Consider the following 23,549-nt stretch of genomic DNA (forward strand, 5'->3'; position numbering starts at 1 on the left):
AAAAATACCGCAGAGACTTTCCCCTGCGGCTTTGTTATCTGCTGACTTCTGTTTTCTTGTGACTGGGTTTCTCTCTGCCTACTTCCTGTCTTGTACGCTTTAGCGCATCGGTTATAGATCGGCTGGAAATCCCATTCTGATGGCAGCCTTCCACGATCCCCATAAAATAAAGATCCGAGGGGATGGCAGGCTGATCCTTATAGGGGGCATTCATGGTATATGCCATGACTTCCCGCTTCACACCATCCTTTCCCTGAACAAGAACAGGCTCCTTCCCATACAGATGGGGATATCCTTCATAAAAGTCCAGGCTTTTTTCACACTCCGGTGTGATCTTCCAAAGCACCCCTTCCACTTGGCTGCCCTCTTCCGGCAAAATGGTGGCAACACCGCTTCCCTTCCCTCTGCCACAAAAGGTCAGGCGGTATCCATCCAGCCAGACATTCTCCACTACGGAAGCTGCCGGACAGCGGTAGGCCATCTGGTCTAAGTTCATGTTACTGCCATAGGCAAAATAATATGTTTCTTTCATCTCTACCTCCTATCGGACATCCTCTGCCCGATGATTTCTATTCAAACATTCATACTGACTGCGGTCATATCTCCACGCCCGATCCCCTTCCAGGTTGGCAAGCAGATGTTCCCGGACATTTTTATATTCCGGTCCGATAAGCCCCAACCGCAGTAAAAAGGTACGGAATGTAAACGCAGGATTCTCGGTAATCTCTGTTTTCCGCATCTGGGTACATTTCTGATTGATGGCCTGAGCGGAAATGGCAAGAGCCAGCGTGATATTTGCCCGTACTTTTCCTGCATGGAGAGTGCTTTCAAAACACCGCCATTCCAGCGTTCCCTTCGAAAACACCGCATGAAGATTTAAGGCATAATATCGGCTACTGTCATAATGATTATGACTTCCATCCCTGCCTCCATACCAGATCTGTTTCAGTTTTTCCATGGAAATGGTGTTGTTTGGCATTCTGCGGATTTTTTCTAACACAATTGGACGCACTTTCTGACAATAGTTGCTTTCTCTGGAAGTCTGCACTTTCAATGCCTTAAACAGAATATCCTCTTTGGAATACATGATAGTCATAGCATTTTTGAGGCTTCTTGGGGTGTGGTTGGAAGCGTCCACATGAACATGCTGCCCGCAGGACTCATTTACCTTTGCCCCATGGTGTCTCAAACACCTCACTACTTCCTGCAGCTTCCCCATCTCTCTATAGGAAAGTTTGGGACTGACCATTTCGGTACTGTATTCACTTCCGGCACGAACCATGCGTCCACGCTCCCTGCGTTCCGTATAGATACTGCCATCATACATAAACTTCCACTTCTTCCCTTCCTGATCTGTCACAGACCAGACGCCATAATACCCACCATCACAAACTGCCCGTGTTCCAAACATCTCCGCGACTACCTCCGCAGCCCTCTGCCTGGTAATGCCTGTCATCTCAATCTCTGTGCCGAAATACTGATCCTGAATTCCAATTGCCATACTGCCTTACCTCTTTGTCTTTTCATCCTCTGCCCGGATTTCTTCATCTGCCTGCCGAAGAAGCGTTCCGATGGCTTCGATCACGTTGACGGTCACTCCATTTCCGGCCTGTTTATAAAGCTGGCTGTCCGAAGTATCCTGTTCTATGCGGTCAATCTGCCAGTCATAAAAACCCTGCAGCCGCAGACACTCCCTCGGCACCAGCCTCCGGATTCTGCCCCGATAGGCAACTCCATGCCGGTCTGTGGCAGTAATGGTGAACATCGGCTCTTCCGGCTCCTTCATCCTCCGGCCATTCTGCCGGGTTTCTTCCCTTCCCGGAGTCAGCACTGCCCTGGCACCTTCCTCTTTTAAGACACCGGAGCATTCCCCTTTATGATTATGGATGCCGGACTGTCTGGTATTCAGACACCTGCACTGCTCTGTGACAAGAGGCGGCACAGACAGATCCACAAAATGAAGCGTTCCCTGCTGGATTCCTGTGGTAAGGGTATGGGCAATCTGATGCCCCACACGCCCTCTTCTGGTATTCATGCCTGCATATCCTAAGTCAATGCTATCTCCCGGATACGCCATCTTATATCCCTGCTTGGTATTCTCCTTGATGGGAACACCCATCTCATACAATCCAGTTTTTCCACCCATACCGCCTGCCAGCGATGTCAAAGTACAGCTTAATCCTTCCGGACTGTACACTCTTTTCCCTTGGCTGCCTGTTCGGATTTGTATAAGAGACGTTCCATTTGCTGCTGGGAAAGGTAATATTTTTCCGGCACATCTTCGATCAAGATATCCGACAAGATACACCCGTTTTCTGGATTGGGGGACTCCAAAATCCTTGCTGTTAAGCACTTTCCATTCCACACCGTACCCCAGCTCAGATAACGTACTGAGGATGGTGTGAAACGTCCTGCCTTTGTCATGCGAAAGCAGTCCGGGAACATTTTCAAGGATGAAATACGCAGGTCGCTTGTCTGCAACCAGTCTGGCAATCTCAAAGAACAGAGTTCCTCTGGCATCTGCAAATCCTCCCCTCTTTCCGGCGATAGAGAATGCCTGGCAAGGAAATCCTGCACACAAAAGATCAAAGTCTGGCATTCGTTCAATTTCGATTGTTCTTGCGTCATTGCAAAACCACTCCCCTTCTGTGTCGAACAGCAATCGGTAGTTCTTATCCGCATAAGCATCCACCTCGCAGTGTCCCACACAGGTAAAACCGCCTGCACGTCTTAACCCTTCCCGGAATCCCCCGATCCCGCTGAATAAATCAAAAAATCGAATGGTTGCGGCTATCAACCTCCTTTGCTGAGAAAAAGCAGGCGGCATGGTTTCTTTTCCACACCGCCTGCAAGTTTTATAGTTCTATTTCTTTGGCATTATACGATTTCTCCGGTTTCTTCCTCGACTTCTGGAAGTTCCTCTTCTTCATCTGCATCTTCAAAAAATTCTGTATCCGCTTCTTCCTCTTCCAGTTCTGTGGATTCTTCGAAGTTCTCATCATCTGGTTCTTCCTCCACATCTTCCATCTCTTCGATTTCCTCTTCGGTAATCTCTTCCTCATCAGTCTCTTCTATAGACTCTTCCGCCTCTTCCATTCTGTCTGTTTCTGCGGTTTCTTCCGGCTGCTCTAGCTCCTGCCATTTGGCTTCTACCTCTTCCACCGCTTTCTCGATGATGCGGATAATAAAATCTTTCTGTTTGATGCCTTCCTTCGCAACTACCCATTTGACTCTCTGGAATAATTCCTCTGTGACCTGTACTGCTAATGTTCTTTTTTCCATGCTCTCTTCTCCTTTTCCTTCCAGTCTGTTAAAGTGTTCTTCAATCACCTGCCGGATGAATATCTGTGTACTTGTTTCCTTCTCTTCGATCTCGGCTCGTACCTTCTCATGTAATTCCACCGGGATCTTTCCGCATATGTTCTTCATCTCTGCCATAAGCGTTTTCCCCTTTCGTTTTGTTATACACAACATACTCCAAAGTTTGAAAGAAAGCTATTCACAATACCCACTAAAGAATCCATGTCAAATGCATGTAAAACCCAAGCATATCCAACAATGCCATACTTTCCTTGTCCATAGGCCTCACCCCCTTTACTCCTGTTCCATCTGAAATAAAAAATCCAGCATCTGATCTGGAATTTCTTCCTTTTCACATGCTGGCAATCGTTCCATACTGCCACTTTTCAATTCTTCCCGAACCGTCTCCTGAATCAGTTTCCGCAAAGTTTCCCGCTCTTCTTTTTCCAAAATCACATCCACCAGATACTGATTCCTCTGTCCTTTTGGAACTTCCATTAAAATCTGCCACGCTTTTTCATGCTCCGGGTTCTTAAGGTTTGGGCGAAAGGAAAAGACCGGGCGGCTCACAGTGTCCTCATCTGCCCCACAATCCGTTCATATCCGGCTGCGTTGGCATGGACGTCTGTGAGGTAAATCGGACGACACAGGCGGTCCTGGGGGCTTACACGGTGCTGGAAAATGGAAGCTCCGCCTCCCATGAAAACAGATGGGACTGCCCGCAGATCAAAGCCTGCCTCGGTGATCGCAGACAGTATTTTTTCAATGTAAAGCCTGCCCTGTTTCTCGATCAAAGACACGACTTCTGCAGGCATACTACAGGGCTTTCCATTCAAAACACGCTCGATCTGTATCTCCGTTACGGACAGCCCGGTGTTTCTGCGCACCTGTTCTAAAATCTCATCCATACAACGGATGACACCAAGTTCCAGACTGCGGCAAGTAGCTGCATTGGGAACCGCATTATCAAGACGCATCAAATCTACCGTCCAGCCTCCGATATCCACAAGAAGCACAGAGGGTTCATCTTTTAAGTATTCCGGATAAAGAGCTAGTGCTGAGTACCCCTGTGGGAACAGTTTCACATCCTCAATCTGGATTTCATAGCGTTCCCCTTCGTAAAAAAAGCGGACAGGCTGTTCCTTCCGAAACAGATATTCCTTAAATTTCTGTTTTTCCCTTCCAAATCCGGTAAGGGGAAGTCCGGCTGCAAGAACAACCTTGGCAGTTCTCTCCCCTTTTCGCTTCCGAATCTCCTGTGCCAGTGCAGCCAACGTCAAAAGATAATAATTATCATTGGCAGTCTTGTCCTTCACTAAAGTCTGCCGCCCTGTCCCACACACATAATAAGCACCGCCGTATTGGAGAACATTCTGCATGGTATAAGGTTCATAGGTGTATCGCATCAACCCTGTTGGAAAACACACCTGTTTTGTTTTAATGGCATAATATCCGTGGTCGATTCCAATGATCATCGCTTACCACTCCCTTCTTTCTCGTTCTATAAAAATTTCCGGTAAAAGAGCTCCCGGACTCGGAGCCATGCTCCTGCAAAGACTTTTTCTTTTCCAGCCTGTTAAGCTTCCTACTCCCGGTCCCGGACAAATGCCAGGGCTGGAAGATAATGCAGCGTTCCCTCTAAAACAAGCGCCTGCTTTTGAAATCGCAGGACTCCCTGATTCTGCAGATCGATCAGTTCACGGTACGCTTCCTTTGTCAGGAAATAGCGATGATACTCTCCCTTTTTCCCGAACCATTCCTTTTGCTCCAACAACAAAAACTCCACCATATATCGGGTATCCGTTGCAAAGCGTTTCTCACATAGTATGGCGTCACCCTTAACTGCCTTCACACCTTCCGATTCCCTGGCTACTGCCAGTAACTCATGGATACTGATACTCACGTTTCCTATCACCTCCCTTCAAAATCTTTTCCTAATTTTCTGTGAAAAAAAGACAGGCACCTACACGATGTCTGTCTCTGTGGGATCTACCATCCCTTGTTCCTGATATTGTTGTTTTATAATTTGTTCCAGCTGTTTCCGAATTTCCTTATCCGGTACCTGGATGCAAAATTCACGGATCCATCGCTCATGCAGATGCTCATCTGCTTCTGTCGACTCCCAGGACACGATGCTGCAAGTCTCATCATATAACAATTCCAACTGCCGAAACTGTTCGCCAAACTGTCCTGCATACTTATTCCAGATTTCCAGGTTATACAAGTTTAGCCCTAAAAAATCTGTCACATACGTCAGCCTGTCTAAATCTGAAAACGTCATCTTTTCTTTTCCCAATAAGATTTCCCTGTCACGCTTCCCACATAAAAACAGGAAAGCAAACCGTTCCATATCCTTTTGGTGCATACCCATCACCCTTCTTGTAAATAATTCCTTATCACGAAACATTATAAAAAGTGAAAACAGTAAAATCAATATAAAATTTCTTTATTACGAAACATTATAAGAATGAAAGGACTTCAACATGCAAAAAATCAGACCAGATATGGATATCGGTAAAAATATACAATCCATCCGTTATGCGAATAAACTGACCCAGGATCAGGTCATTGCAAAATTGAACCTGATGGGAATTTCCATGTCCAAAAGTACCTATGCCAAGCTGGAAACCAACCGCATGAACATCAAGGTATCGGAACTTGTTGCCCTTGCTAAAATCTTCCACACCGATATCAATGCGTTCTTTTCCGGACTTCTCTAATTCTTAAAATCAATTTTTTTATCATCATTTAGTAAATGAATAATATATTTTCCACGCAATTCAATAAGAAACTTTATTCGTTTATCCATTTCTAAAATACTTTCTTTATTCTCAAACAACTTATTGAATGATATCAACGTATCGGTTTTTTCAATTTTTTCCCTATCTAACTCATGAATTAGTTCTTCCCAATTCCTTCCCTCAATATATAGTTTATATACTTTATCAAATATCCTAGTAAAATATATTTGTTGACAAGTATAGGTCATATATTCTCTAAAAGACATTAGCTTATCTATTTCCGTGGGAAACTCTTTCCAATTATCTTGTAAAAATTTTAAAAACCAAGGCCATAGTTCATTTAAATCTTTATGAATATGCTGTAAATTAGGGCCATAATTTTTTGAAACTATTGTCTTAGGTACTGGAGCCATATTGCCAATTGTATGATATATTTTTTCAAATCCCAGTTTACCATAAGCATAAAGCTGTGCTTGCTCATGAGGTTGACAACTTTTAGGGTTATGCATAATATCAAACAAAAAGTCTTTTTTTATATTTTTATCTTCAATACTAATTGCTCTTCCGCCTTCCACCATTTCTATATTTGTGAATTTAATTATTTTTCCAAATAATCTAATAAATATTAGTTGTGAAAGAACTGACTGTTCACAATCTACCATTGAATATTCTGAATCAAAACTATACTTCCAAGCGTTTTCGCTTTTCAAATATTCAGAGCATCCTTTTTCCCATGCTATCATTTCCTTTTTGCTTCTAGCATATTTTTTATGCTTGCAGTAACACATATATTATTATCTCCATTCGCTTTTAATTCATATTAAAATATTATTTTCCTGAAGATTTCTTCTGCAATAATTGTTGAACAGAATATTCTTCTGATAATATTGAAGGTAGATTCTGTTTCCAATTTTGATTTTCAAAATCCGCTAAATTCATAGTAAAATTTCCCATTTTAACAGCTGTATCTTCAATACTACACACACCTCTAATATTTTCATCCATCAAAACGTCCTTTATTAAAGGTGAGAAAAAGTAATTTGATGCTTTGTATCTAATCAGCAAATAAAATATTTCCCTTAGTTTTTCTTCTTCGCTTAATTTTTGGAATTGCTTAGCATATTTTTTCATTAGTCGATCACCTGTTTTATAAAAAACAGTAATTACTGATTTCTTTTTCAATGGGAAAATACATATCAACAAATCTTCCAGTGTTTTATGATTTAATACATTCACATTTTGCAACTTCGTAAAATCAACATTATGCGATATAGGTATTGAAACCTGTGCAGCAATGGGCACCGTATAATCTAAAATATTATGATAAATAATTTTATAATTTCCATATCCGTTCTCAAAACTTCTTTTAGCAAAATCTAAATTTTCTTGAAAATCTCTTATATCAACTTCAACGGTTGGTTCCTCTGTATTCCCAATACTATCAAAAAAAGAAACTATTATCTGATCATCTGTTAACTCTGAATGATTTAAAGTATTTTTGAAACTTCTCAATCTTGAATTAAAAAGTTCATTCAAGTATATTTTTAGCGCCAAAGAATCCACTATCTCTTCCGGTTTCATAGTTAATAGTGCTTTTTCACTTTCATAAATATTAAACTTTTCTTGATCACATTTTGAACATATTGAATAAAATACACCTGCTTTATTCGTTCCGACATATTCTTTATCAGAGAAAGGGGTCCTTAAACCTATATATTCCGCTTTCAAAACATTATAATTTTTTTTATAAAGTCCCTTTATATTTTCAAGACAAAAAAATGGCACTGTATGTGATTTATGAAAAGATCTAGATTGATTCTTTAATTCCTTTCCACATAAGGCACAGCTTATTTGATCTCGCTGATTATTAAATCTTTGATTGATCTTTGATTTAACAATGCTTATTTCTTTATTATTTGGTATTCTAACTTCGTTCATTTTTCCCTCTTCCAATTTTAAACTTATTAAACCAATTATACTATAGTTCAAATTTCCTAACAATTGAATTCAAACAAATATGTACCTCTTTTCCAGTAGAAATATAAGCTTCTCTGTGATCTACATAATTGCCATTTTCAAATCCCATTGTTTATGATAATATAAAATTACTTATTATTGCTCGGAGGAACACTATGGAAAAGATACTGTTTTGTAATCTCGATTTATTAAAAAAAACTTTTGACGGAAATGATAATGCAGCTCTTCATAGAACACGTAATCAATTTTTAAATTATGCAAATGATTTATCTTCAGACGAGGAAAATCATATCTATTTTATTAGCCGTGACCAGAAATTACTCGATTCTGCTAAAGAATACTTTTCTCCTCAAAAAGGATATCCAAATTTCAAGTTCCGGTTACGTGAAAAGGCGCGTGACTTCGTCATGCAAAATCGTCATCATAATAATTTATTTGTATTTATAGGCGGTAAAGAAGTAGACTTTCACATGGCTGTACATACACGCTCACTTTTTATTGTTCCTACATGGATACCCGTAGAAGAAAAAGCTGAATTTTACGGTGTACATGTTGATACCCCAGAACAACTTTTCAAATTTATACGCGCACTAAATAACCACGAAAACTGGTATGCACAAGTAGAAATAGAACCAAATGTGACTGCTTTGTCACTAATGGATGGTAGATATAAATATAAAGCAAAGACAGAAAATGAACGTGACATGGTAGAGCATTTTGAACAATTATTAAAATTTGGTCAAAGTAGAAATTACTACGATATCCTCTTGTACCATTTTCTTGCGGGAATGACGAATAGTAAATTATTTGATGATATTGAATTATTTGGAATGATACCTTCCTCTGATTGCTCTTTAAATAAAGATATCTTTAGTTTTATGCGTCAAACAAGAATTATAAAAGGAAAACATATTCCTCGCAAACTAACATACGGCGAAAACTTATTATTAAGAAAAAATCCAAAACAGAAGGCCCACTTATCATATTCGACTGAGCAACGTGTTATAATGGGCGCTGTAGAAGAATTCAAAACTCTATGTATCAATCCTGATTTCAAAAATAAAATCAATACTTTACGGAAATCAGGAAAATTTAATGTTTGTATATTCGATGACTATATGACACATGGAAACTCTTTTAACGCCGTCCGAAATTTACTGAAACAGTTAGGGGCTAATAAAATCATCTTTGTTTCTTTAGGAAACTTCGGAAAACCTTTTCAAAAAAAAGATTATGCAATTAACGGAGATGTCTATAATGTTGGTTATACTTACAATATGACTAATTCCAGTATTAAATCTCTTAATTATAATGATACGGCTAAAGACGAAGTGTCAGAATTATATGAAATTTTTAATTCATAATATTATATTAGAATAGGAAGTATTAACTGTGGAAAAATATTATATTGCTCTATATAAATTAGGTATTAAAAATGAATTACTTCTAAAAGCAATAACTGAATATGACTCTGATTTTATAATCCATTTATTTGAGGGGAATACCGATATTTTTCTTACTAATATAGAATGGTTAGAATACAAAAATATCTTTGAAGATCATTCTTCCCTTCTTAATGCATTAGAAGCAGCCGAAACTATTTTACAAATTAATAAGCAAAATGAAATCCATACTGCCTTATATGCAACAATTAATTATCCTCATAATCTTATGAGCATGGATAATCCTCCTGCTATTGTATATTATAAGGGTGCAAATCCTAATAGAAATTTCGAAAAGGCTATCGCTTGCATTGGAACAAGAAAACCTACCCGGTTTGGCTTTAATGCTATTAATTATTTAATACCTCAATGGGTAAATGAAGGATTTGCAATTATATCTGGTTTAGCTGCTGGAGTTGATCGACTAGCACATATATCTTGTTTAACTGAGGGAGGCAAAACAATTGCTGTTCTTGCCCATGGTCTAGATATGATTTATCCTGCCTCTAATAGAAAATTGGCTGAAAAAATATTGCTATGTAATGGAACATTACTTTCTGAATACCCTGTTGGGACAAAACCTGATAAGTTTAGATTCATCAATAGAAATCGTCTCATTGTAGGACTTTCCAAAGTAACTGTGGCAATGGAATGCGAAAGAAAAAGCGGATCTATGCATACAATTGAGTTCGCCCAAAAGCAAAATTGTCCTATTTTCTGTCCCGATCCTGGAGACACTCCAAAAGAAACTCAATCAGGATTAAAATATATATTAGACAATAACATTGGATCTCTAATAAAAAATGGATTAGATTACCAAAATGTTGTTATTTCTGCTGGATATAATATTGAACAACCTTCAATGAATGCTAAATATATAAAAGAACAATATTTGAAATCATTAATTGCTAGTATAGAGGACGATTTCATAATCAAATCTATTTTTGAAAAAATAGGTTTAAATTATACTTCCGATTGTTCTTGTCTAATTAATTTAAATAACTATTTATTGGATTTCATTCAAAATACCGGTTACCCTATCCAAACAATAATTGATTTATTTATAGAAAGCATCATTTCAACATATACACCAAGCGAGAAAGAGAGCTAACGCCCTCTCTTTCTCTATGCTATGCAGACATTATATGTTTAAAAATCTTTTCATTTATATACACCTGTTTCGTATCGCCATTTCAGATATATGAAACTTTTCTCAAAAATCTTTGGCTATCCATTTTGTCCTCAATATCGCACCCTGAGGAACCTTATTATCCACTTTTTCATAATTGTAATAATATTTTCCTTTTGACAAAGAAAAAACAGAACCTCTTTGTGATTGATTATTCCAGACAAAAGTAGGAACAACACACACCTCTGAATCCATATAGCCATATTTGCCTACTCCAAATGCGATACACGGAATAAAATCTCCAGCGATTTCTGATGTTCTTTTTTCTAATTTTTCCACAGCACGTTCATTTGCGGAAATCATAGTCGTTTCTTTTTCTTTTTTATTAGATAAGCAACGACCTACAGAATAAATAAGCAAATCAGGAATTTCAATATCATTTGTATAAGCTCTGATATACCCTTCACTATCCATCTGCACCTCATATCCTTTGGTTTCTAATGCTACCGCTGTTAGTGCCTCAAAAAAATTTTTTGTAATTTTTTTTCTCATTTTGAATATCTCCTTGTAATTCAGAGATTATTTTTTATTTTAATCTCTTTTTCAGGAATATACTATCACTCTTTTCACCTTTTGTCCAGAGTTTATTTTTGTTTTTTTACTCTAAAAGTTTTGATAATTAACATAAGGGAACTCCTCTCAGAGGCATTATCATTTTATTATTAGAACTATTCATATCGACATTCTTTTTTACAAACTCAAATCCCAATTCTTTGTAAATCTTATATAATAATTCATTCTTAATATACGTTTCACCCTCATATAGCTCAGAGTGTGGATATACACTTAAACTTGTACCACCATCTTTAATCACTTCTTGTACCATTTTATCCATAAGCTTTTTACCTATACCTTGATGCCTTACCGCCTCTCTTACTCGAAAATATTTTATTTCGTATTCGCCCTCTACTGCCATTCCTATTCTTCCAATTTCCTTCTTTCGAAAAAAATCTTTATACGCTACTGCTTCAGCCCATCCTCTATTTATGCCTACTACATTAATTCTCACCTTTATATCTTTCATTTTTCCAGACATCATACCACTCTTTCTTTATAAACAATATTTTCATATTGTATCATGACCTACTTCAAATAAAAAGATTTGTTCCGAAATATTCCAATGTACTAACATAACTATTTTAAGCATTTTTTTATATTTATTTTGAATAATCTATCTCGTTATTAATTCTAATTTGAATTTACAATACGAATATAAATTCCACAAATTAGCTTTAAACGGGAAATCTTTTCTATAAATAAATTGTGTCTTAAATGGAATATTATGGCAATGACACCATTCCTGTATTTGTTTCATTCTTACACTTTCCCCTGTATCAATCCTATTTACCAAACATTGTATCTTGAAATCATCTATCCCTAACCTAAAAAACAAATAAAACAATACATTATAATATCTAATCAATACAACTTCTTTTGTTGCTTTTTCCTCTGACCTCATACACACTTTCCACCTTTCACTGTATATCCAGTTCTATTTATCCACATATTTTTACTCTATACACCTTATACCCACCCCATAATAGGGGGTTAATATTCCCACCAATACCAACACCAGCTCAATCACCCCCACTCCCTGTTCATCCTTACAGAACTCCCTTAATTCCTTTCCTAACTCCATCGCTCTCCTCCTTATGCTTTACTTGAATTCCATCAGCGCAGGAACAGCTATCATGACCATGACCACTGACAGGAGTATGAACAGCGGAAGCAGCAGTTTTGTTCCTGCTTCCTCCCCCAGGCGCCTTGCCTGGTGTTTTCTCTGTTCAAATGCATCTGTCATCTCTGTACGCAGCAGATTCCTGAGATTCTTTGAACCGTTTTTACGGTTTTGCTCCAGCAGACCTCCTAACTTCATATAAGACTGGAGCCCGCACCGCCTTCCAAACTCCTCAAATGCCCTGCCCTCCGGCACTCCCCCCTTCATCTGGCAGCTGGTCTCATACATTTCTTCATAGACATACCGTTTCCTGCGCCTTCCCTGCTCCACCATCATTTTATATTCCAGGGCAATCTTATCCCAGGCTGTCCGGATACTCATACCGGCGCCGAGAAAGATGGTCAGCCTGGACAATACCTCCGGGTAATCCAGTGCCAGCTGGCGTTTTCTCGCCTCTGCCCTGTTTTGCTGTTCGGCCCGGTCCTTTAGAAAACATAAGACGGCTCCTGCCGCTCCCAATCCCATCACAGGAACAAAGACAGATTCTTCCGGCAGACTGTATTTCAGGCTCCGTCCCTGATATTCCTTCGGAAGCTTCATATAAGCTGTGGAGGACTGCAGTTCATCCTCCCTCTTAAGAAATTCAGCAAACGCTTCCTCCGTCTGTTCCTGTTCCGTAATCACCGGCGGCTTCACACACACAGACAGTTCATATTCCTCCGGCCAGTTTCCCTCTGTCATGCGCACATGCAGGTTGATTTTGATTCCCTGTTCGTCAATCCCCCTCTGTTTCATCTCCCGCACATGCAGTTCACCAAAGGAATCCAGAAGCTCCGGCTCATCTGATTCCCACCTGAGCCTTATTCCATAGCTGTCCAGGTATGTAAGCAGGTTCAGATCCTGCCTTACATCCTCAAGAGACGGATTATTTCCCAATATAAGTTTCGGAAGCTGTACCATCACGGCCTCGTATGCCTTATGGGCCTCCTGTTTCGTATATACCCGTTCTGACAGGACCATTTCCACAGGAACCGCCTTCTCCCCAAGACCCTCCACCATCAGGCTGTATGTCTGATCCCCCTGTCCGTAGCTTCCCCTGGCCAGGGTATTGCCTTCCAAAAGATCACTGTCTGTGCGCTGCCACAGCTGTGCCGCCATTCCCATGAAAAGGCCAGCTGCCAGGCATATGATCTGTTTCCGCCCAATCCAGGCCTGAAGCCTTCCCCCAGGTCTGTTTCTCATCTTTATCGTCCGCTCCACCTGCCTTTCACACCTCAATGTCCAGTATCTTCCCGGCCATAACCAACGCGCCCGCATAGGCTGCCAGGCACATGGTCATCACCCCCCGGCCAATCCAGGTGCCGTACATCACGCTGAAAAATCCAGGGGATGTAAGGTCAATGTAGAGCACAATCAAAAACGGTATCAGATTCATAATTTTCTGTTCAAATATCCTGGAGGCAAGCATGGTATGTATCTCCTCCTTAACCTGCACCTTATCCCTGATAATTCCCGCTGTCTGGCGGATGACTTCCACCAGCTCACCTCCGCTTCGTTTAGCCGCGGACAGGACCTGGGCAAAATTGTCCACATCCTCCAGTGCGCTGCGCCGGCCAAAATCCATAAACAGTTCTTCTGCCGGACGGTTCATCCTGATTCCATCGGACAGGATCCGGAACTCCTCTGTAATCATCTCCCGCCTCCCAAACAGTACTTCCAGCTCCTTTATGCTAAGGGTGAGTCCATTTTCCAAAGAATACCCTGCGCTGAGAAAGGAGGACAGCACCTGGATTCCCTCCTTAAACTGCAATTCCAGCCGCCTGGCCCTCTCCTTCTTCAAATCCTCCCTCCTGTATAAAGGATAACAGGCTCCAAAGGGCATCAGAATCAGGAACACCGCCGCACTGCGATAAAATACATAGGATGCCAGCCCGCAGACTCCCACCCCGCAGACTCCGTATAACAGCCACTCCCTGGCTGTAAGCCGGTAGGTACCGTAATCCACCCTGTCGGGAGGCCGGGCCCTGGGAGCCCTCTTTTCCGGTTTACTCCTGGCAATCTCCTGCCTAACAAGGTCCCGCCTGTGTCCCGGCCCCTTTCTGACGAAGCCGGTCCTCCTTCCCGTCATATTCAAACAATGGTTCCAGTTCCACCTCTCCATTCTGCAAACCTCCTATTCTCATAATGGATAAAACTCTTCTCTTTCCATCCTTCAGTCGTCCCAGATGGACCATGATGTCCAGAGCTGACACAATCTGGCTCCTGATTGCTGCCAGCGGAAGGTCCGCCGCCATCAGCACCATGGTCTCCAGCCTGCTTATCATGTCCCGCGGGCTGTTTCCATGACCCGTGGAAAGACTGCCGGGATGGCCTGTGTTCATGGCCTGGAGCATGTCCAGGGCCTCCTTCCCCCTCACCTCGCCCACTACGATACGGTTGGGATTCATGCGCAGGGCCGCCTTGATAAGCTGGCTCATGGTAATTTCCCCTTCCCCCTCCGTATTGGCGTTCCTTGTCTCCAGGCGCACGAGATTTGGAACCTGTGTTATCTGCAGTTCAGCTGAATCTTCAATGGTAATTACCCTCTCACCGGAGGGTATGAAGGATGACAATGCATTTAGGAATGTGGTTTTCCCGGAGTTTGTCCCTCCGCTGATGAACATGTTGCATCCATCCTCCACCAGCTGCTCCAGAAAACCGGCAGCCTCCGTGCTTATGGCTCCGAAACGAATCAGCTTTTCCATGGTAATCGGGTCCGGAAATTTCCTTATAGTTACAACCGGACCATCCAGGGCCACAGGCGGAAGCACCACATGGACCCTGGAGCCGTCCTCCAGCCTGGCATCCACCATGGGGGAGGATACATTCACCACACGGTTGACCCTGCTTACAATCTGCTGTATGATATCCTCCAGCTGTTCCGGCTTCTCAAAATTCCTGTCCCACAATTCCATCCTTCCGTTTTTCTCCATAAATATCTTTCCTGCCCCATTAACCATGATTTCCGATACGGAGCTGTCGTCAATAAGCTCCTGCAGGATATCCAGACGGCGGAAGCTGTCAAAGAGGCTTCCCCGCAGCCAGAGCCGTTCCTTTAACGGCAGGAACATTTCCTGCCCCATCTCGCCTATGGCCCTGTCAATCATCTCCAGCAGTTCCCCGTCGTCCATATGGTGTCTTTCCTGCAGTTCTTCCATGATGCGCTCCCTTATGACCCGCCGCACACCATCACGGCTCCTCCTCCTTGTACTCTCCCTCTCTTCCATGGCTCACTCTTCCTTTTGTTTGCTTTCCCTGGCCTTTATTCCTGCTTCTCCTCCATCCCCTACCTCTCCGGCTGCTTCCCGTCCAAAAGCTGCCTCACATAATCCCCCATCTCCCCCCATATCAGCTGTTCCAGGTACCCCTCCCGTTTCACAATACACGTATGCTTGGGCAGTCTCAGTTTCTGAATCCTGTCCCTGACCCCGGCATCGTCTGCTTCCTCCAGGTACTCCTCGAATTCCTCTATCTTGGCAGCTGAGATATAGTCCTCCCTGACCGGCATATACACCACATCACACATGGAGAGAATGGGCAGAGCTCCCCTTCCCATCTGGCCCACGTCCAACACCAGCCTGTCATAGCCGCTCTCCCTTGCAATCCTGTCTATGAGCTGCGCCATGTCCTCCGGCGCCACCTGGCTTAAGTCCTCCGCATATCGCACCGGAGGTATATAATCCATATTTCCCCAGTTGCTGATCATAGACTTTAGCTTCATCCAGTTATACCCTCCCTGTCGGTACAAATACAGCACATCCGATAAATCAGCCTTGTACTCACTGTTAATCAGCCTGGAAAATCCTGAGTATTCCTCCAGGTTCAGATACAGCACCGCCTCCTTTTTTGCCATCACCTGCCCTATGGTCAGGGCCAGCGAGGACTTAAAGCACCGGTTAACAGGGGAATATATTCCCATGACCAAGGCCCTGGCCCCAAGAAGGGCCAGCGCCGGCTCCACAGGGCGGCTGCAGTAGGAAGCCAGCACCTCACGCATGATACAGTCCCCGGACTGGTACTTGTAGATGGACGGAAATACATCCAGCCCATCCACCAGCTCCCCGTCACACAGCACCATGATCTGCTTTGCCTTCACATCCCCCACCAGCGTCCGGGAGCACTCATCTACCAGCAGGATTTCTATGGGATGTTCTTCCCCATATTCTCTGAGCCTGTCCAGGCTGGAAAATGCCATGGCTGTAAACGGAATCTTTTCCTTCTGATTCACATAATCTGCCAGCCGTTCCCCAAAGGCGGGGTCAGCGTCATAGACTGCCAGAATCTTTACCATATATTCACTTCTCACCTCGTTTCTGCCTGGTGCACAAGCACCTTAACACCCATCACTCATCCATTCCACAACGCTGTAATAAGAATCCCTGCAAAAAAACAGGCTCCCAATGGAATTACGCACTTATACCCATCCCGCTCCGGGCAGTAATACGCCTCTATTTCTTTACTCTGAATCAAACGCCTGATATAGGCAGCCAAATACAAGAATCTTTGACAGACGCTGCCCTCTCGCAGCATCTTTCCAAGAGCCAGAACAGCTCCCAGACACAAACCAATTACCACGGACCAAAATCCTCTTTCCAGGCCAAAACAGCCTGCCACAAGGGCCATGAACTTAATATCCCCGGCTCCCACCATCCGCAGCAGGAAAAATGGAAAACCGGCTGCGGCCGCCAACGCCAGCCGAATTATAAAAACAGCAACACACTCTGCCGCGGCTGCCCAAAAGCCCGTGTCTGCCGCCCAAAAACCAACGCTTCCTGATCCGGACATGCAGGCCCCCGCCGAAGCAGCCAGCCCTGCCGCCGCCACGGCTGCCAGGGCCCTGTTAGGTATCCGGTAATACCTGATATCCATAAGGGCGCAATAGGCCATCATGCCATATAATGCATATGACATAAAACAATGTAAAATTAATACACTACCTCCTCTCTCCGTTCCATCTGTCACTTTTTTCTGAGGAAATTTCTGCCTGAGCCAGGCAACGCAAAACTATTGATGTAAATACAACCATTGAAATTAATCAGACTGTCATGAAATAGACTGTGTTGAATGTTGTTCCATTATGAAGGATTTTCCGGCAAATGTCAAGGGTGAATTTTATCATTTCATCCCCGATTTCCTTGACCTTCCTCCCTATACATGGTAAAATAAAGTTGGTTCAAATTTTTAAACCAAAGGAGGAAGTGGCAGATGACAACTGCCCAGGAATTACAGAAACGCTTTCATGCCTGTATGCCGCTGTTCATTGCCCTGGGCGATGAGATGCGTCTGTCCATCATAGAGGTACTGACAGAGGAAGCCCTTGACAGCAGGAATACACCCGGCCCCACCCAGTTTGAGCAATACGGCCTCAATGTAAATGAAATCACCAGGCGGACCAGCCTTTCCCGCCCGGCCATATCCCATCACCTCAAGATATTAAAGGATGCGGGCATCGTGGGCGTACGCCAGGAAGGCACGGCCAACTATTATTACCTCACTCTGAGGGAATCCAACCGCCGGCTGATGGAGCTGGGATACAGACTGGAGGAATTCCTGTACTGACAGCCTGCATTAAAATTTAATTCCGCCGGCCCGCATGCATAAGATGGCATTTTCCAGATATACTATTTCTATCAATATCTGGGAGATGAAGCATATGTTTGACATCATGAAAGCAGTCAGGGAGACAGCTGCCGCCAGGTCCGCCGTGACCAGGGCGCGGCGTCCCAGACCTGAACTCATCCGCCTGCGCGTGGAAATCGAGCGCACAAAATGTGCCATCGAAGCCGCCAGGAACCACTTTGAGCAGGCCGTGGACCCTACCCTGATAGACTGCTATATCTACGAACTGAACGCGGCGCAGCTGCGCTACCAGTTCCTGCTGCGTAAATTTAAAAGCCAGGAGGATTAGTACTCACAGTACTATCCCCCTCCGGGCGCTGTAACATATGACTACATAAAGATTGCGAGGAAAACAACATGAGCACCTGGTATGAGCGGGGAGTGTTCTATCACATGTATCCCCTGGGGATGACTGGAGCTCCCAAACACAATGATGCAACCGAAGTAACCAACCGTTTTGAAGAATTAGACAAGTGGATTTCCCACATCCGGTCCCTGGGCTGCAACGCCGTCTACATAGGCCCGCTTTTTGAATCTACCAGTCATGGATACGATACCAGGGATTATAAACTGGTAGACCGGCGTCTGGGCGATAACGATTCTTTCAGAAAATTTGTGGACCAATGCCACCAGGAGGGCATAAAGGTGGTTGTGGACGGCGTATTCAATCACACGGGACGTGAATTTTTTGCCTTTAAGGATATACAGGAAAAGCGCTGGGATTCCCCCTATAAGGACTGGTATAAGGGAGTGAACTTTGACTGGCAGAGCCCCTGCGGCGATTCCTTTGGATACGAAGCCTGGCAGGGACATTTTGAACTGCCCTGCCTGAACCTCTTTAACCCGGATGTAAGATCCTATCTCTTTGATGTCATCCGGTTTTGGATTGATGAGTTTGACATTGACGGAATACGCCTGGACTGCGCCAATGTGCTGGACTTCAACTTCATGAAGGAAATGCGCAGCAAGACAGAGTCCATGAAGGAAGATTTCTGGCTTATGGGAGAGGTGATTCACGGGGACTACAGCCGCTGGGTTAACAGTGAGATGCTTCACTCCCTCACCAATTACGAACTTCACAAAAGCCTTTACTCCGGCTTCAATGACCACAACTTCTTTGAAATTGCCCACAACGTAAGACGGCTGGAGGCCATCGGACGCCAGCTTTACACCTTTGTGGACAATCATGACGAGGACAGGATTGCCACAAAGCTTAAGCTCAGGGAGCACCTGTTCCCCATATACCTCTGCCTCTTCACACTGCCCGGCATCCCATCCGTCTATTACGGCGGCGAATGGGGCGTTGAGGGAAAACGCACCAACACCAGCGATGAGGCGCTGCGTCCCGCCATCTCCATAGACCAGGAAGGTGAACTTCACTGTGAGCTTACGGACCTGATTGCACAGCTGGGACAGATTCACAGGCGGCAGGAGGCGCTTCACACGGGCCGTTACCAGGAACTGCTGCTGACCAACCGCCAGTATGCATTTGCTAGACACGGTGAGGACTCTGTCATTATCGCCGCGGTAAACAATGACGATGAGCCGGCCTCGCTGGCCATCCCTGTTCCGATTCAGGCCAGCGAGGCAGTCAATCTTCTGGAACCCGGAGACCGCCTCCCCATTTCAGACGGGAAGGTCCACATAAAATTAAAGGGCAACTGGGGAGCTGTCCTGAAACTCAAGGGAGAGAACTGATATGGTAGCTAAAAAACGCACTGCAGCATCTTCAAAGAAAAAGGCTTCTGCCACAGGTTTCATATCTGACCTGGACTGCTATCTGTTCGGGGCAGGCACACACTATGAAATTTACCAGAAATTAGGGGCACATCCCAAGACATACAAGGGAAAGGAAGGCATCTACTTCGCTGTTTGGGCCCCTCATGCAAGAGAGGTCCATCTGGTAGGCGATTTTAACAACTGGAATCCGGAGGCCAACCCCATGGAACGAATCTCCGAATCCGGCATCTGGGAGATTTTTAATCCGGGCATGAAGCTGGGAGAGCTCTATAAATTTGCCATTACCACCCAGTCCGGCAGGATTCTCTACAAGGCAGATCCCTTTGCCTTCAGCGCGGAATACCGTCCGGGCACAGCCTCTGTCACAGCCGATATCCAGGGCTTTTCCTGGACTGACAGCGCATGGATCGAGAAGAGGACCCAGGCGGATGTACAAAAGCTGCCCATGAGCATTTACGAAGTGCATCTGGGTTCCTGGCGCAAACGGGACAGGCCTGAAAAGGACGGCTTTTATACATACACAGAGGCTGCCCATGAGCTGGCAGCTTATGTAAAGGAGATGGGCTATACCCATGTAGAGCTGATGGGCATTGCAGAACACCCATTTGACGGCTCCTGGGGATATCAGGTGACGGGATACTTTGCCCCTACCTCCCGCTATGGCACACCGGCGCAGTTCATGTATTTTGTCAACTACCTGCATAAGAACGGCATAGGCGTCATACTGGACTGGGTTCCGGCCCACTTTCCCAAGGATGCCCATGGCCTGGCTGACTTTGACGGAGAACCCCTTTTTGAATATGCGGACCCCAGGAAGGGTGAGCATCCGGACTGGGGCACCAAGGTATTTGATTACGGCAAGAACGAGGTCAAGGACTTCCTCATCAGCAATGCACTCTACTGGGTGGAGCAGTACCACGTGGACGGCCTCAGGGTGGACGCGGTGGCGTCCATGCTGTACCTGGACTATGGACGCCAGGAGGGCCAGTGGGTCCCCAACAAACACGGCGGCAACCAGAACCTGGAAGCAATAGAGTTCTTCAAACATCTGAACACAGTGGTCCAGGGGCGCAACCACGGAGCCCTTGTCATTGCCGAGGAATCCACCGCCTGGCCCAAGGTGACGGAGCATCCCGAACAGGACGGACTGGGCTTTACCTTCAAGTGGAACATGGGTTGGATGCATGATTTCCTGGAATACATGAAGTTAGACCCCTATTTCCGCAAATATAACCATCACCGCATGACCTTCGGACTCACCTATTTTACAAGTGAGAACTATATCCTGGTCCTTTCCCACGATGAGGTGGTTCACCTGAAATGCTCCATGATTAACAAGATGCCCGGCCTTGGCAGGGACAAGTTTTCCAATCTGAAGGCCGGTTACACCTTCATGATGGGCCATCCCGGCAAGAAGCTCATGTTCATGGGTCAGGATTTCGGCCAGCTCCATGAATGGGATGAAAAGGTTTCCCTGGACTGGTACCTCACGGACGAGGTTGACCACAGGGAGCTTCAGAACTATGTGAAGGACCTGCTCCATCTGTACAAAAAGTATCCTTCCCTTTACCGCCAGGACAATGACTGGAACGGTTTCCAGTGGATTAATGCCAATGACGGCGACAGAAGCATCTTCAGCTTCATCCGGCGGGATGAGACGGGTAAGAAAAACCTGATGTTCATTATAAACTTTACTCCGGTGGAGAGACCGGATTACCGTGTAGGTGTTCCAAAGCGCGGCAGGTACACCCTGCTCCTGGATAATCACGGTGCTTACAAGGCAGCAGAAGCTCCGTGCTTCTCATCCTCAAAAAGCGAATGCGACGGACAGCCCTACTCATTCTCCTATCCTCTTCCTGCATACGGAACAGCTATCTTTCGTTTTTAAGAAATATTATCCCTTTAGGGCCTAAAAGTACGTTAAAAATTTATCAAATTGGGTATGTACTTTTCAGTCATGTTGTAGTAGAATAAAGGCAGTGCGATGGATTACCTGTCGCAGCACCGTTTATAATGTGTGGAAGGAGAGTATAATTATGGCAAAACAATTAATTTCCAGTAGCGAAACAAAATCCGTTTACCGTGACGGAAGCACTGCCATCAAGGAATTCTGCGAAGGCTTCCCAAAAGCCGAGGTTCTCAATGAAGCCCTGTGCAACGCACGTGTGGAAACCATTGAAGCCCTGAATGTTCCTAAGGTTCTGGGGGTATCTGTAATCGATGGCAAATGGTCTATTACCAGGGAATTTGTGGAGGGCAAGACCCTTCAGCAGCTGATGGAAGAAAATCCTGACAAGACAGGGGAGTATCTGGAGCAGATGGTTGATTTACACCTGTTGATTTTTGCCCAGGCCTGCCCACTGTTAAACAAGCTGAAGGAAAAGACCATCCGCGCCCTTAAATCCGAGGAACAGCTGGATGAAAACCTGCGCTACGAGCTGCTTACAAGGCTGGACGGCATGCCAAAGCACACCAAGCTGTGCCACGGCGATTTCTGCCCATCTAATATCATCGTAGGCGACGACGGCAAATGGTACCTGGTTGACTGGGTACATGCTTCCCAGGGCAACGCAAGTGCCGATGTAGCCAGAACCTATCTGCTTCTGAGCCTGAAGGATAAGAAGATAGCTGATATGTACATGGATCTGTTCTGTGTTAAAACGGGCACAGAAAAGCGCTATGTACAGGGCTGGCTTCCCATTGTGGCAGCTGCCCAGCTGGCTTACAATCGTCCTGAGGAAAAGGAACTGCTGGAAAGCTGGATTAACGTATTTGATTATCAGTAAAATCCGCCTGCACATGGAAAAAAGAGGCGCCGGAAGATATCTTCCGGCGCCTGTGACTTTAGCAAATTAATACGGCGTTTCTCACAGTCAAGGTATCATATTTTACGATATTTGTGATACCGGCTGAGAGACTGCTTATCTGCTCCACAAACAAAGCCATCAAGCTCTTGATAGCAGTGGTCAGCTCCATGTCCTGTATATCTTCACAGAACATGAAAAACAGCTCTCCATAAGTTTTCTGGCCGTTCTGGTTCCGGCGAGCCATCATAAGTGGTTGCAAAGAGTCTTTGAATGGTATATACTGTTTTCTATAAGACATCATCCTTTGTAGGTTATTTGTTTCTTGACAAAAACAGTATTCTGCTCATTTTATGAGTCGTTGACCTAAGCAACCTGGTCCGGGATTATTATTATTTGCATCTTTTTTTGAATCGAATTTGTCATTATGTAGTTTGCTTATATTCATATTTGTGCTATCGGCTTTCGAGAGAATACGTCTCTTGTGCTTCTTTTATTTTTGAGACAGCGAGGTTTCTCGACAGAGGGTCGGCATGGATGATCTTGAAAGGCTTCCAGCCAAAACATAAATCACCGCCGAATGGATTGACAGACTTTCTAAGAGGTTTTGCCATCTGGAGCTTGTTCCCAAGGAGGAAACGTCAATGAGATCGGACTTTGTAACTATTAACCTGTAGTCCCTATCGACTACACCATTATTATACTAGTATAACTCGATTTTAATAAGTTTACATTATTATCCTGAAATGGTATAATACTTATAGACCATTTCAGGAGGTAAAATGATGCCAAAGAGTGCTACGCCTATTTTTCTTTCCAATGATGATAAGTCATATTTAAAGTCCATTCTACAGAAGGGGACTGTTGAAGCCAGAGTCCACAGGAGAGCCAAAATCCTCTTATTAAAATCAGATGGCATGGCAGATGAAGCCATTGCTGACAAACTCGATATTTCGAGACCGACGGTAAAGCTCTGCCTGAAAAAATATATGGAATCAGGCGTGAAAGCTGCCATGGAAG

Annotated in this window: 28 protein-coding genes and 1 pseudogene; 9 read left to right on the plus strand and 20 right to left on the minus strand. The window is 44.1% G+C overall.

Annotated elements, in window-relative coordinates; translation table 11 throughout:
- Window positions 1–34 precede the first annotated feature (34 nt).
- The 8 genes from G614_RS0116430 to G614_RS0116465 all read right to left on the minus strand — a co-directional run bounded on the left by G614_RS0116430 (window position 35) and on the right by G614_RS0116465 (window position 5,665).
- The gene (locus G614_RS0116430; RefSeq protein WP_027642824.1) at window positions 35–532 is read right to left on the minus strand and encodes a gamma-glutamylcyclotransferase family protein; all 498 of its coding nucleotides are present in this window, start codon (window positions 530–532) and stop codon (window positions 35–37) included.
- Between the two features lie 9 nt (window positions 533–541).
- Window positions 542–1,501: an amidoligase family protein gene (locus G614_RS0116435; protein ID WP_027642825.1), complete on the minus strand. Its 960-nt coding sequence runs from the start codon at window positions 1,499–1,501 to the stop codon at window positions 542–544.
- Between the two features lie 6 nt (window positions 1,502–1,507).
- On the minus strand, window positions 1,508–2,797 hold the full coding sequence (dcm, locus tag G614_RS0116440; protein ID WP_420341527.1) for a DNA (cytosine-5-)-methyltransferase: 1,290 nt from the start codon (window positions 2,795–2,797) through the stop codon (window positions 1,508–1,510).
- Between the two features lie 80 nt (window positions 2,798–2,877).
- Window positions 2,878–3,438 carry a hypothetical protein gene (locus tag G614_RS32185; RefSeq protein ID WP_027642827.1) on the minus strand — a complete coding sequence of 187 codons (561 nt, stop codon included), beginning with the start codon at window positions 3,436–3,438 and terminating at the stop codon, window positions 2,878–2,880.
- A 156-nt stretch (window positions 3,439–3,594) separates the two neighbouring features.
- Entirely contained in the window at window positions 3,595–3,870 is a 276-nt protein-coding gene (locus G614_RS34495) for a hypothetical protein (protein WP_021651985.1), read from the minus strand.
- Window positions 3,867–4,775, minus strand: coding sequence for a ParM/StbA family protein (locus G614_RS0116455; protein ID WP_027642828.1), 909 nt, complete (start codon window positions 4,773–4,775; stop codon window positions 3,867–3,869). Before G614_RS0116455 ends, G614_RS34495 begins: the two co-directional genes overlap by 4 nt.
- A 110-nt stretch (window positions 4,776–4,885) precedes the next feature.
- Window positions 4,886–5,203: a DUF5720 family protein gene (locus G614_RS0116460; protein WP_027642829.1), complete on the minus strand. Its 318-nt coding sequence runs from the start codon at window positions 5,201–5,203 to the stop codon at window positions 4,886–4,888.
- 60 nt (window positions 5,204–5,263) lie between these two features.
- The gene (locus tag G614_RS0116465) at window positions 5,264–5,665 is read right to left on the minus strand and encodes a hypothetical protein (protein WP_027642830.1); all 402 of its coding nucleotides are present in this window, start codon (window positions 5,663–5,665) and stop codon (window positions 5,264–5,266) included.
- 118 nt (window positions 5,666–5,783) lie between these two features.
- On the opposite strand from G614_RS0116465, the gene G614_RS0116470 reads away from it, so the two are divergent.
- Window positions 5,784–6,020 (plus strand): helix-turn-helix domain-containing protein, encoded by a 237-nt coding sequence (locus G614_RS0116470; RefSeq protein WP_027642831.1) that lies wholly within the window; start codon window positions 5,784–5,786, stop codon window positions 6,018–6,020.
- Here the strand turns inward: G614_RS0116470 and G614_RS0116475 are convergent.
- Together G614_RS0116475 and G614_RS0116480 are read right to left on the minus strand one after the other, a co-directional pair.
- Complete coding sequence (locus G614_RS0116475; RefSeq protein WP_027642832.1) at window positions 6,017–6,829, minus strand: hypothetical protein; 813 nt, start codon at window positions 6,827–6,829, stop codon at window positions 6,017–6,019. The two genes, G614_RS0116470 and G614_RS0116475, sit on opposite strands and share 4 nt — an antisense overlap.
- 40 nt (window positions 6,830–6,869) lie before the next feature.
- Window positions 6,870–7,979: a hypothetical protein gene (locus tag G614_RS0116480; protein WP_027642833.1), complete on the minus strand. Its 1,110-nt coding sequence runs from the start codon at window positions 7,977–7,979 to the stop codon at window positions 6,870–6,872.
- 194 nt (window positions 7,980–8,173) lie between these two features.
- Here G614_RS0116480 and G614_RS0116485 point away from each other — a divergent pair, with 194 nt between their 5' ends.
- Window positions 8,174–9,382: a phosphoribosyltransferase gene (locus G614_RS0116485; protein WP_027642834.1), complete on the plus strand. Its 1,209-nt coding sequence runs from the start codon at window positions 8,174–8,176 to the stop codon at window positions 9,380–9,382.
- Between the two features lie 28 nt (window positions 9,383–9,410).
- Window positions 9,411–10,571, plus strand: coding sequence for a DNA-processing protein DprA (locus G614_RS0116490; protein WP_027642835.1), 1,161 nt, complete (start codon window positions 9,411–9,413; stop codon window positions 10,569–10,571).
- A gap of 102 nt (window positions 10,572–10,673) precedes the next feature.
- Here G614_RS0116490 and G614_RS0116495 read toward each other — a convergent pair whose 3' ends face one another.
- From G614_RS0116495 to G614_RS0116535, 8 genes are all read right to left on the minus strand, one after another.
- On the minus strand, window positions 10,674–11,141 hold the full coding sequence (locus G614_RS0116495; protein WP_027642836.1) for a hypothetical protein: 468 nt from the start codon (window positions 11,139–11,141) through the stop codon (window positions 10,674–10,676).
- Window positions 11,142–11,268: 127 nt separating this feature from the next.
- Window positions 11,269–11,673, minus strand: a complete 405-nt coding sequence (locus G614_RS0116500) for a GNAT family N-acetyltransferase (protein WP_162142766.1) — start codon at window positions 11,671–11,673, stop codon at window positions 11,269–11,271.
- Window positions 11,674–12,159: 486 nt separating this feature from the next.
- Window positions 12,160–12,288 carry a hypothetical protein gene (locus G614_RS33385; protein WP_278245999.1) on the minus strand — a complete coding sequence of 43 codons (129 nt, stop codon included), beginning with the start codon at window positions 12,286–12,288 and terminating at the stop codon, window positions 12,160–12,162.
- An 18-nt stretch (window positions 12,289–12,306) separates the two neighbouring features.
- Window positions 12,307–13,569, minus strand: coding sequence for a hypothetical protein (locus G614_RS0116515; protein WP_044918026.1), 1,263 nt, complete (start codon window positions 13,567–13,569; stop codon window positions 12,307–12,309).
- A 25-nt stretch (window positions 13,570–13,594) separates the two neighbouring features.
- The gene (locus tag G614_RS0116520) at window positions 13,595–14,455 is read right to left on the minus strand and encodes a type II secretion system F family protein (RefSeq protein WP_027642840.1); all 861 of its coding nucleotides are present in this window, start codon (window positions 14,453–14,455) and stop codon (window positions 13,595–13,597) included.
- Window positions 14,394–15,593: a CpaF family protein gene (locus tag G614_RS0116525; protein ID WP_027642841.1), complete on the minus strand. Its 1,200-nt coding sequence runs from the start codon at window positions 15,591–15,593 to the stop codon at window positions 14,394–14,396. The genes G614_RS0116520 and G614_RS0116525 overlap by 62 nt, the downstream gene beginning before the upstream one ends.
- Before the next feature lie 59 nt (window positions 15,594–15,652).
- A complete protein-coding gene (locus G614_RS0116530) occupies window positions 15,653–16,657 on the minus strand; it encodes a hypothetical protein (protein WP_027642842.1) in 1,005 nt (334 codons plus the stop codon).
- A gap of 56 nt (window positions 16,658–16,713) precedes the next feature.
- Window positions 16,714–17,277 carry a prepilin peptidase gene (locus G614_RS0116535; protein WP_027642843.1) on the minus strand — a complete coding sequence of 188 codons (564 nt, stop codon included), beginning with the start codon at window positions 17,275–17,277 and terminating at the stop codon, window positions 16,714–16,716.
- Window positions 17,278–17,571: 294 nt separating this feature from the next.
- Here G614_RS0116535 and G614_RS0116540 point away from each other — a divergent pair, with 294 nt between their 5' ends.
- The 5 genes from G614_RS0116540 (at window position 17,572) to G614_RS0116560 (ending at window position 22,511) form a co-directional block, all read left to right on the plus strand.
- The gene (locus G614_RS0116540; protein ID WP_027642844.1) at window positions 17,572–17,925 is read left to right on the plus strand and encodes an ArsR/SmtB family transcription factor; all 354 of its coding nucleotides are present in this window, start codon (window positions 17,572–17,574) and stop codon (window positions 17,923–17,925) included.
- Between the two features lie 94 nt (window positions 17,926–18,019).
- Window positions 18,020–18,274 (plus strand): YaaL family protein, encoded by a 255-nt coding sequence (locus tag G614_RS0116545; protein ID WP_002566374.1) that lies wholly within the window; start codon window positions 18,020–18,022, stop codon window positions 18,272–18,274.
- Between the two features lie 68 nt (window positions 18,275–18,342).
- Window positions 18,343–19,683: an alpha-amylase family glycosyl hydrolase gene (locus G614_RS0116550; RefSeq protein WP_027642846.1), complete on the plus strand. Its 1,341-nt coding sequence runs from the start codon at window positions 18,343–18,345 to the stop codon at window positions 19,681–19,683.
- Window position 19,684: 1 nt separating this feature from the next.
- A complete protein-coding gene (gene glgB / locus G614_RS0116555) occupies window positions 19,685–21,613 on the plus strand; it encodes a 1,4-alpha-glucan branching protein GlgB (RefSeq protein WP_027642847.1) in 1,929 nt (642 codons plus the stop codon).
- 148 nt (window positions 21,614–21,761) lie between these two features.
- Window positions 21,762–22,511, plus strand: coding sequence for a phosphotransferase family protein (locus G614_RS0116560; protein WP_027642848.1), 750 nt, complete (start codon window positions 21,762–21,764; stop codon window positions 22,509–22,511).
- Window positions 22,512–22,569: 58 nt separating this feature from the next.
- Here G614_RS0116560 and G614_RS31365 read toward each other — a convergent pair whose 3' ends face one another.
- Together G614_RS31365 and G614_RS34500 are read right to left on the minus strand one after the other, a co-directional pair.
- Entirely contained in the window at window positions 22,570–22,725 is a 156-nt protein-coding gene (locus tag G614_RS31365; protein WP_155245066.1) for a hypothetical protein, read from the minus strand.
- A gap of 201 nt (window positions 22,726–22,926) precedes the next feature.
- Window positions 22,927–23,083: pseudogene (locus tag G614_RS34500) on the minus strand (IS110 family transposase); the annotation flags it as partial.
- 228 nt (window positions 23,084–23,311) lie between these two features.
- On the opposite strand from G614_RS34500, the gene G614_RS0116570 reads away from it, so the two are divergent.
- Window positions 23,312–23,549: helix-turn-helix domain-containing protein (locus G614_RS0116570; protein WP_242828111.1), on the plus strand; the 238-nt coding region annotated here is incomplete at its 3' end.

The organism is [Clostridium] clostridioforme AGR2157, from assembly GCF_000424325.1.
Classification (GTDB): domain Bacteria; phylum Bacillota; class Clostridia; order Lachnospirales; family Lachnospiraceae; genus Enterocloster; species Enterocloster clostridioformis_A.

Coding starts and splice junctions, on each gene's coding strand:
- G614_RS32185 (WP_027642827.1), bottom strand. CDS start 3,438: ATGGCAGAGATGAAGAACATATGCGGAAAGATCCCGGTGGAATTACAT.
- G614_RS0116485 (WP_027642834.1), top strand. CDS start 8,174: ATGGAAAAGATACTGTTTTGTAATCTCGATTTATTAAAAAAAACTTTT.
- G614_RS0116430 (WP_027642824.1), bottom strand. CDS start 532: ATGAAAGAAACATATTATTTTGCCTATGGCAGTAACATGAACTTAGAC.
- G614_RS0116500 (WP_162142766.1), bottom strand. CDS start 11,673: ATGAAAGATATAAAGGTGAGAATTAATGTAGTAGGCATAAATAGAGGA.
- G614_RS33385 (WP_278245999.1), bottom strand. CDS start 12,288: ATGGAGTTAGGAAAGGAATTAAGGGAGTTCTGTAAGGATGAACAGGGA.
- G614_RS0116535 (WP_027642843.1), bottom strand. CDS start 17,277: ATGTCATATGCATTATATGGCATGATGGCCTATTGCGCCCTTATGGAT.
- G614_RS0116475 (WP_027642832.1), bottom strand. CDS start 6,829: ATGTGTTACTGCAAGCATAAAAAATATGCTAGAAGCAAAAAGGAAATG.
- G614_RS0116470 (WP_027642831.1), top strand. CDS start 5,784: ATGCAAAAAATCAGACCAGATATGGATATCGGTAAAAATATACAATCC.
- G614_RS0116465 (WP_027642830.1), bottom strand. CDS start 5,665: ATGCACCAAAAGGATATGGAACGGTTTGCTTTCCTGTTTTTATGTGGG.
- G614_RS0116525 (WP_027642841.1), bottom strand. CDS start 15,593: ATGGAAGAGAGGGAGAGTACAAGGAGGAGGAGCCGTGATGGTGTGCGG.
- G614_RS0116520 (WP_027642840.1), bottom strand. CDS start 14,455: ATGACGGGAAGGAGGACCGGCTTCGTCAGAAAGGGGCCGGGACACAGG.
- glgB (WP_027642847.1), top strand. CDS start 19,685: ATGGTAGCTAAAAAACGCACTGCAGCATCTTCAAAGAAAAAGGCTTCT.
- G614_RS0116550 (WP_027642846.1), top strand. CDS start 18,343: ATGAGCACCTGGTATGAGCGGGGAGTGTTCTATCACATGTATCCCCTG.
- G614_RS0116455 (WP_027642828.1), bottom strand. CDS start 4,775: ATGATCATTGGAATCGACCACGGATATTATGCCATTAAAACAAAACAG.
- G614_RS0116480 (WP_027642833.1), bottom strand. CDS start 7,979: ATGAACGAAGTTAGAATACCAAATAATAAAGAAATAAGCATTGTTAAA.
- G614_RS0116515 (WP_044918026.1), bottom strand. CDS start 13,569: ATGAGAAACAGACCTGGGGGAAGGCTTCAGGCCTGGATTGGGCGGAAA.
- G614_RS0116540 (WP_027642844.1), top strand. CDS start 17,572: ATGACAACTGCCCAGGAATTACAGAAACGCTTTCATGCCTGTATGCCG.
- G614_RS0116495 (WP_027642836.1), bottom strand. CDS start 11,141: ATGAGAAAAAAAATTACAAAAAATTTTTTTGAGGCACTAACAGCGGTA.
- G614_RS0116545 (WP_002566374.1), top strand. CDS start 18,020: ATGTTTGACATCATGAAAGCAGTCAGGGAGACAGCTGCCGCCAGGTCC.
- G614_RS0116530 (WP_027642842.1), bottom strand. CDS start 16,657: ATGGTAAAGATTCTGGCAGTCTATGACGCTGACCCCGCCTTTGGGGAA.
- G614_RS31365 (WP_155245066.1), bottom strand. CDS start 22,725: ATGTTCTGTGAAGATATACAGGACATGGAGCTGACCACTGCTATCAAG.
- G614_RS0116560 (WP_027642848.1), top strand. CDS start 21,762: ATGGCAAAACAATTAATTTCCAGTAGCGAAACAAAATCCGTTTACCGT.
- G614_RS0116435 (WP_027642825.1), bottom strand. CDS start 1,501: ATGGCAATTGGAATTCAGGATCAGTATTTCGGCACAGAGATTGAGATG.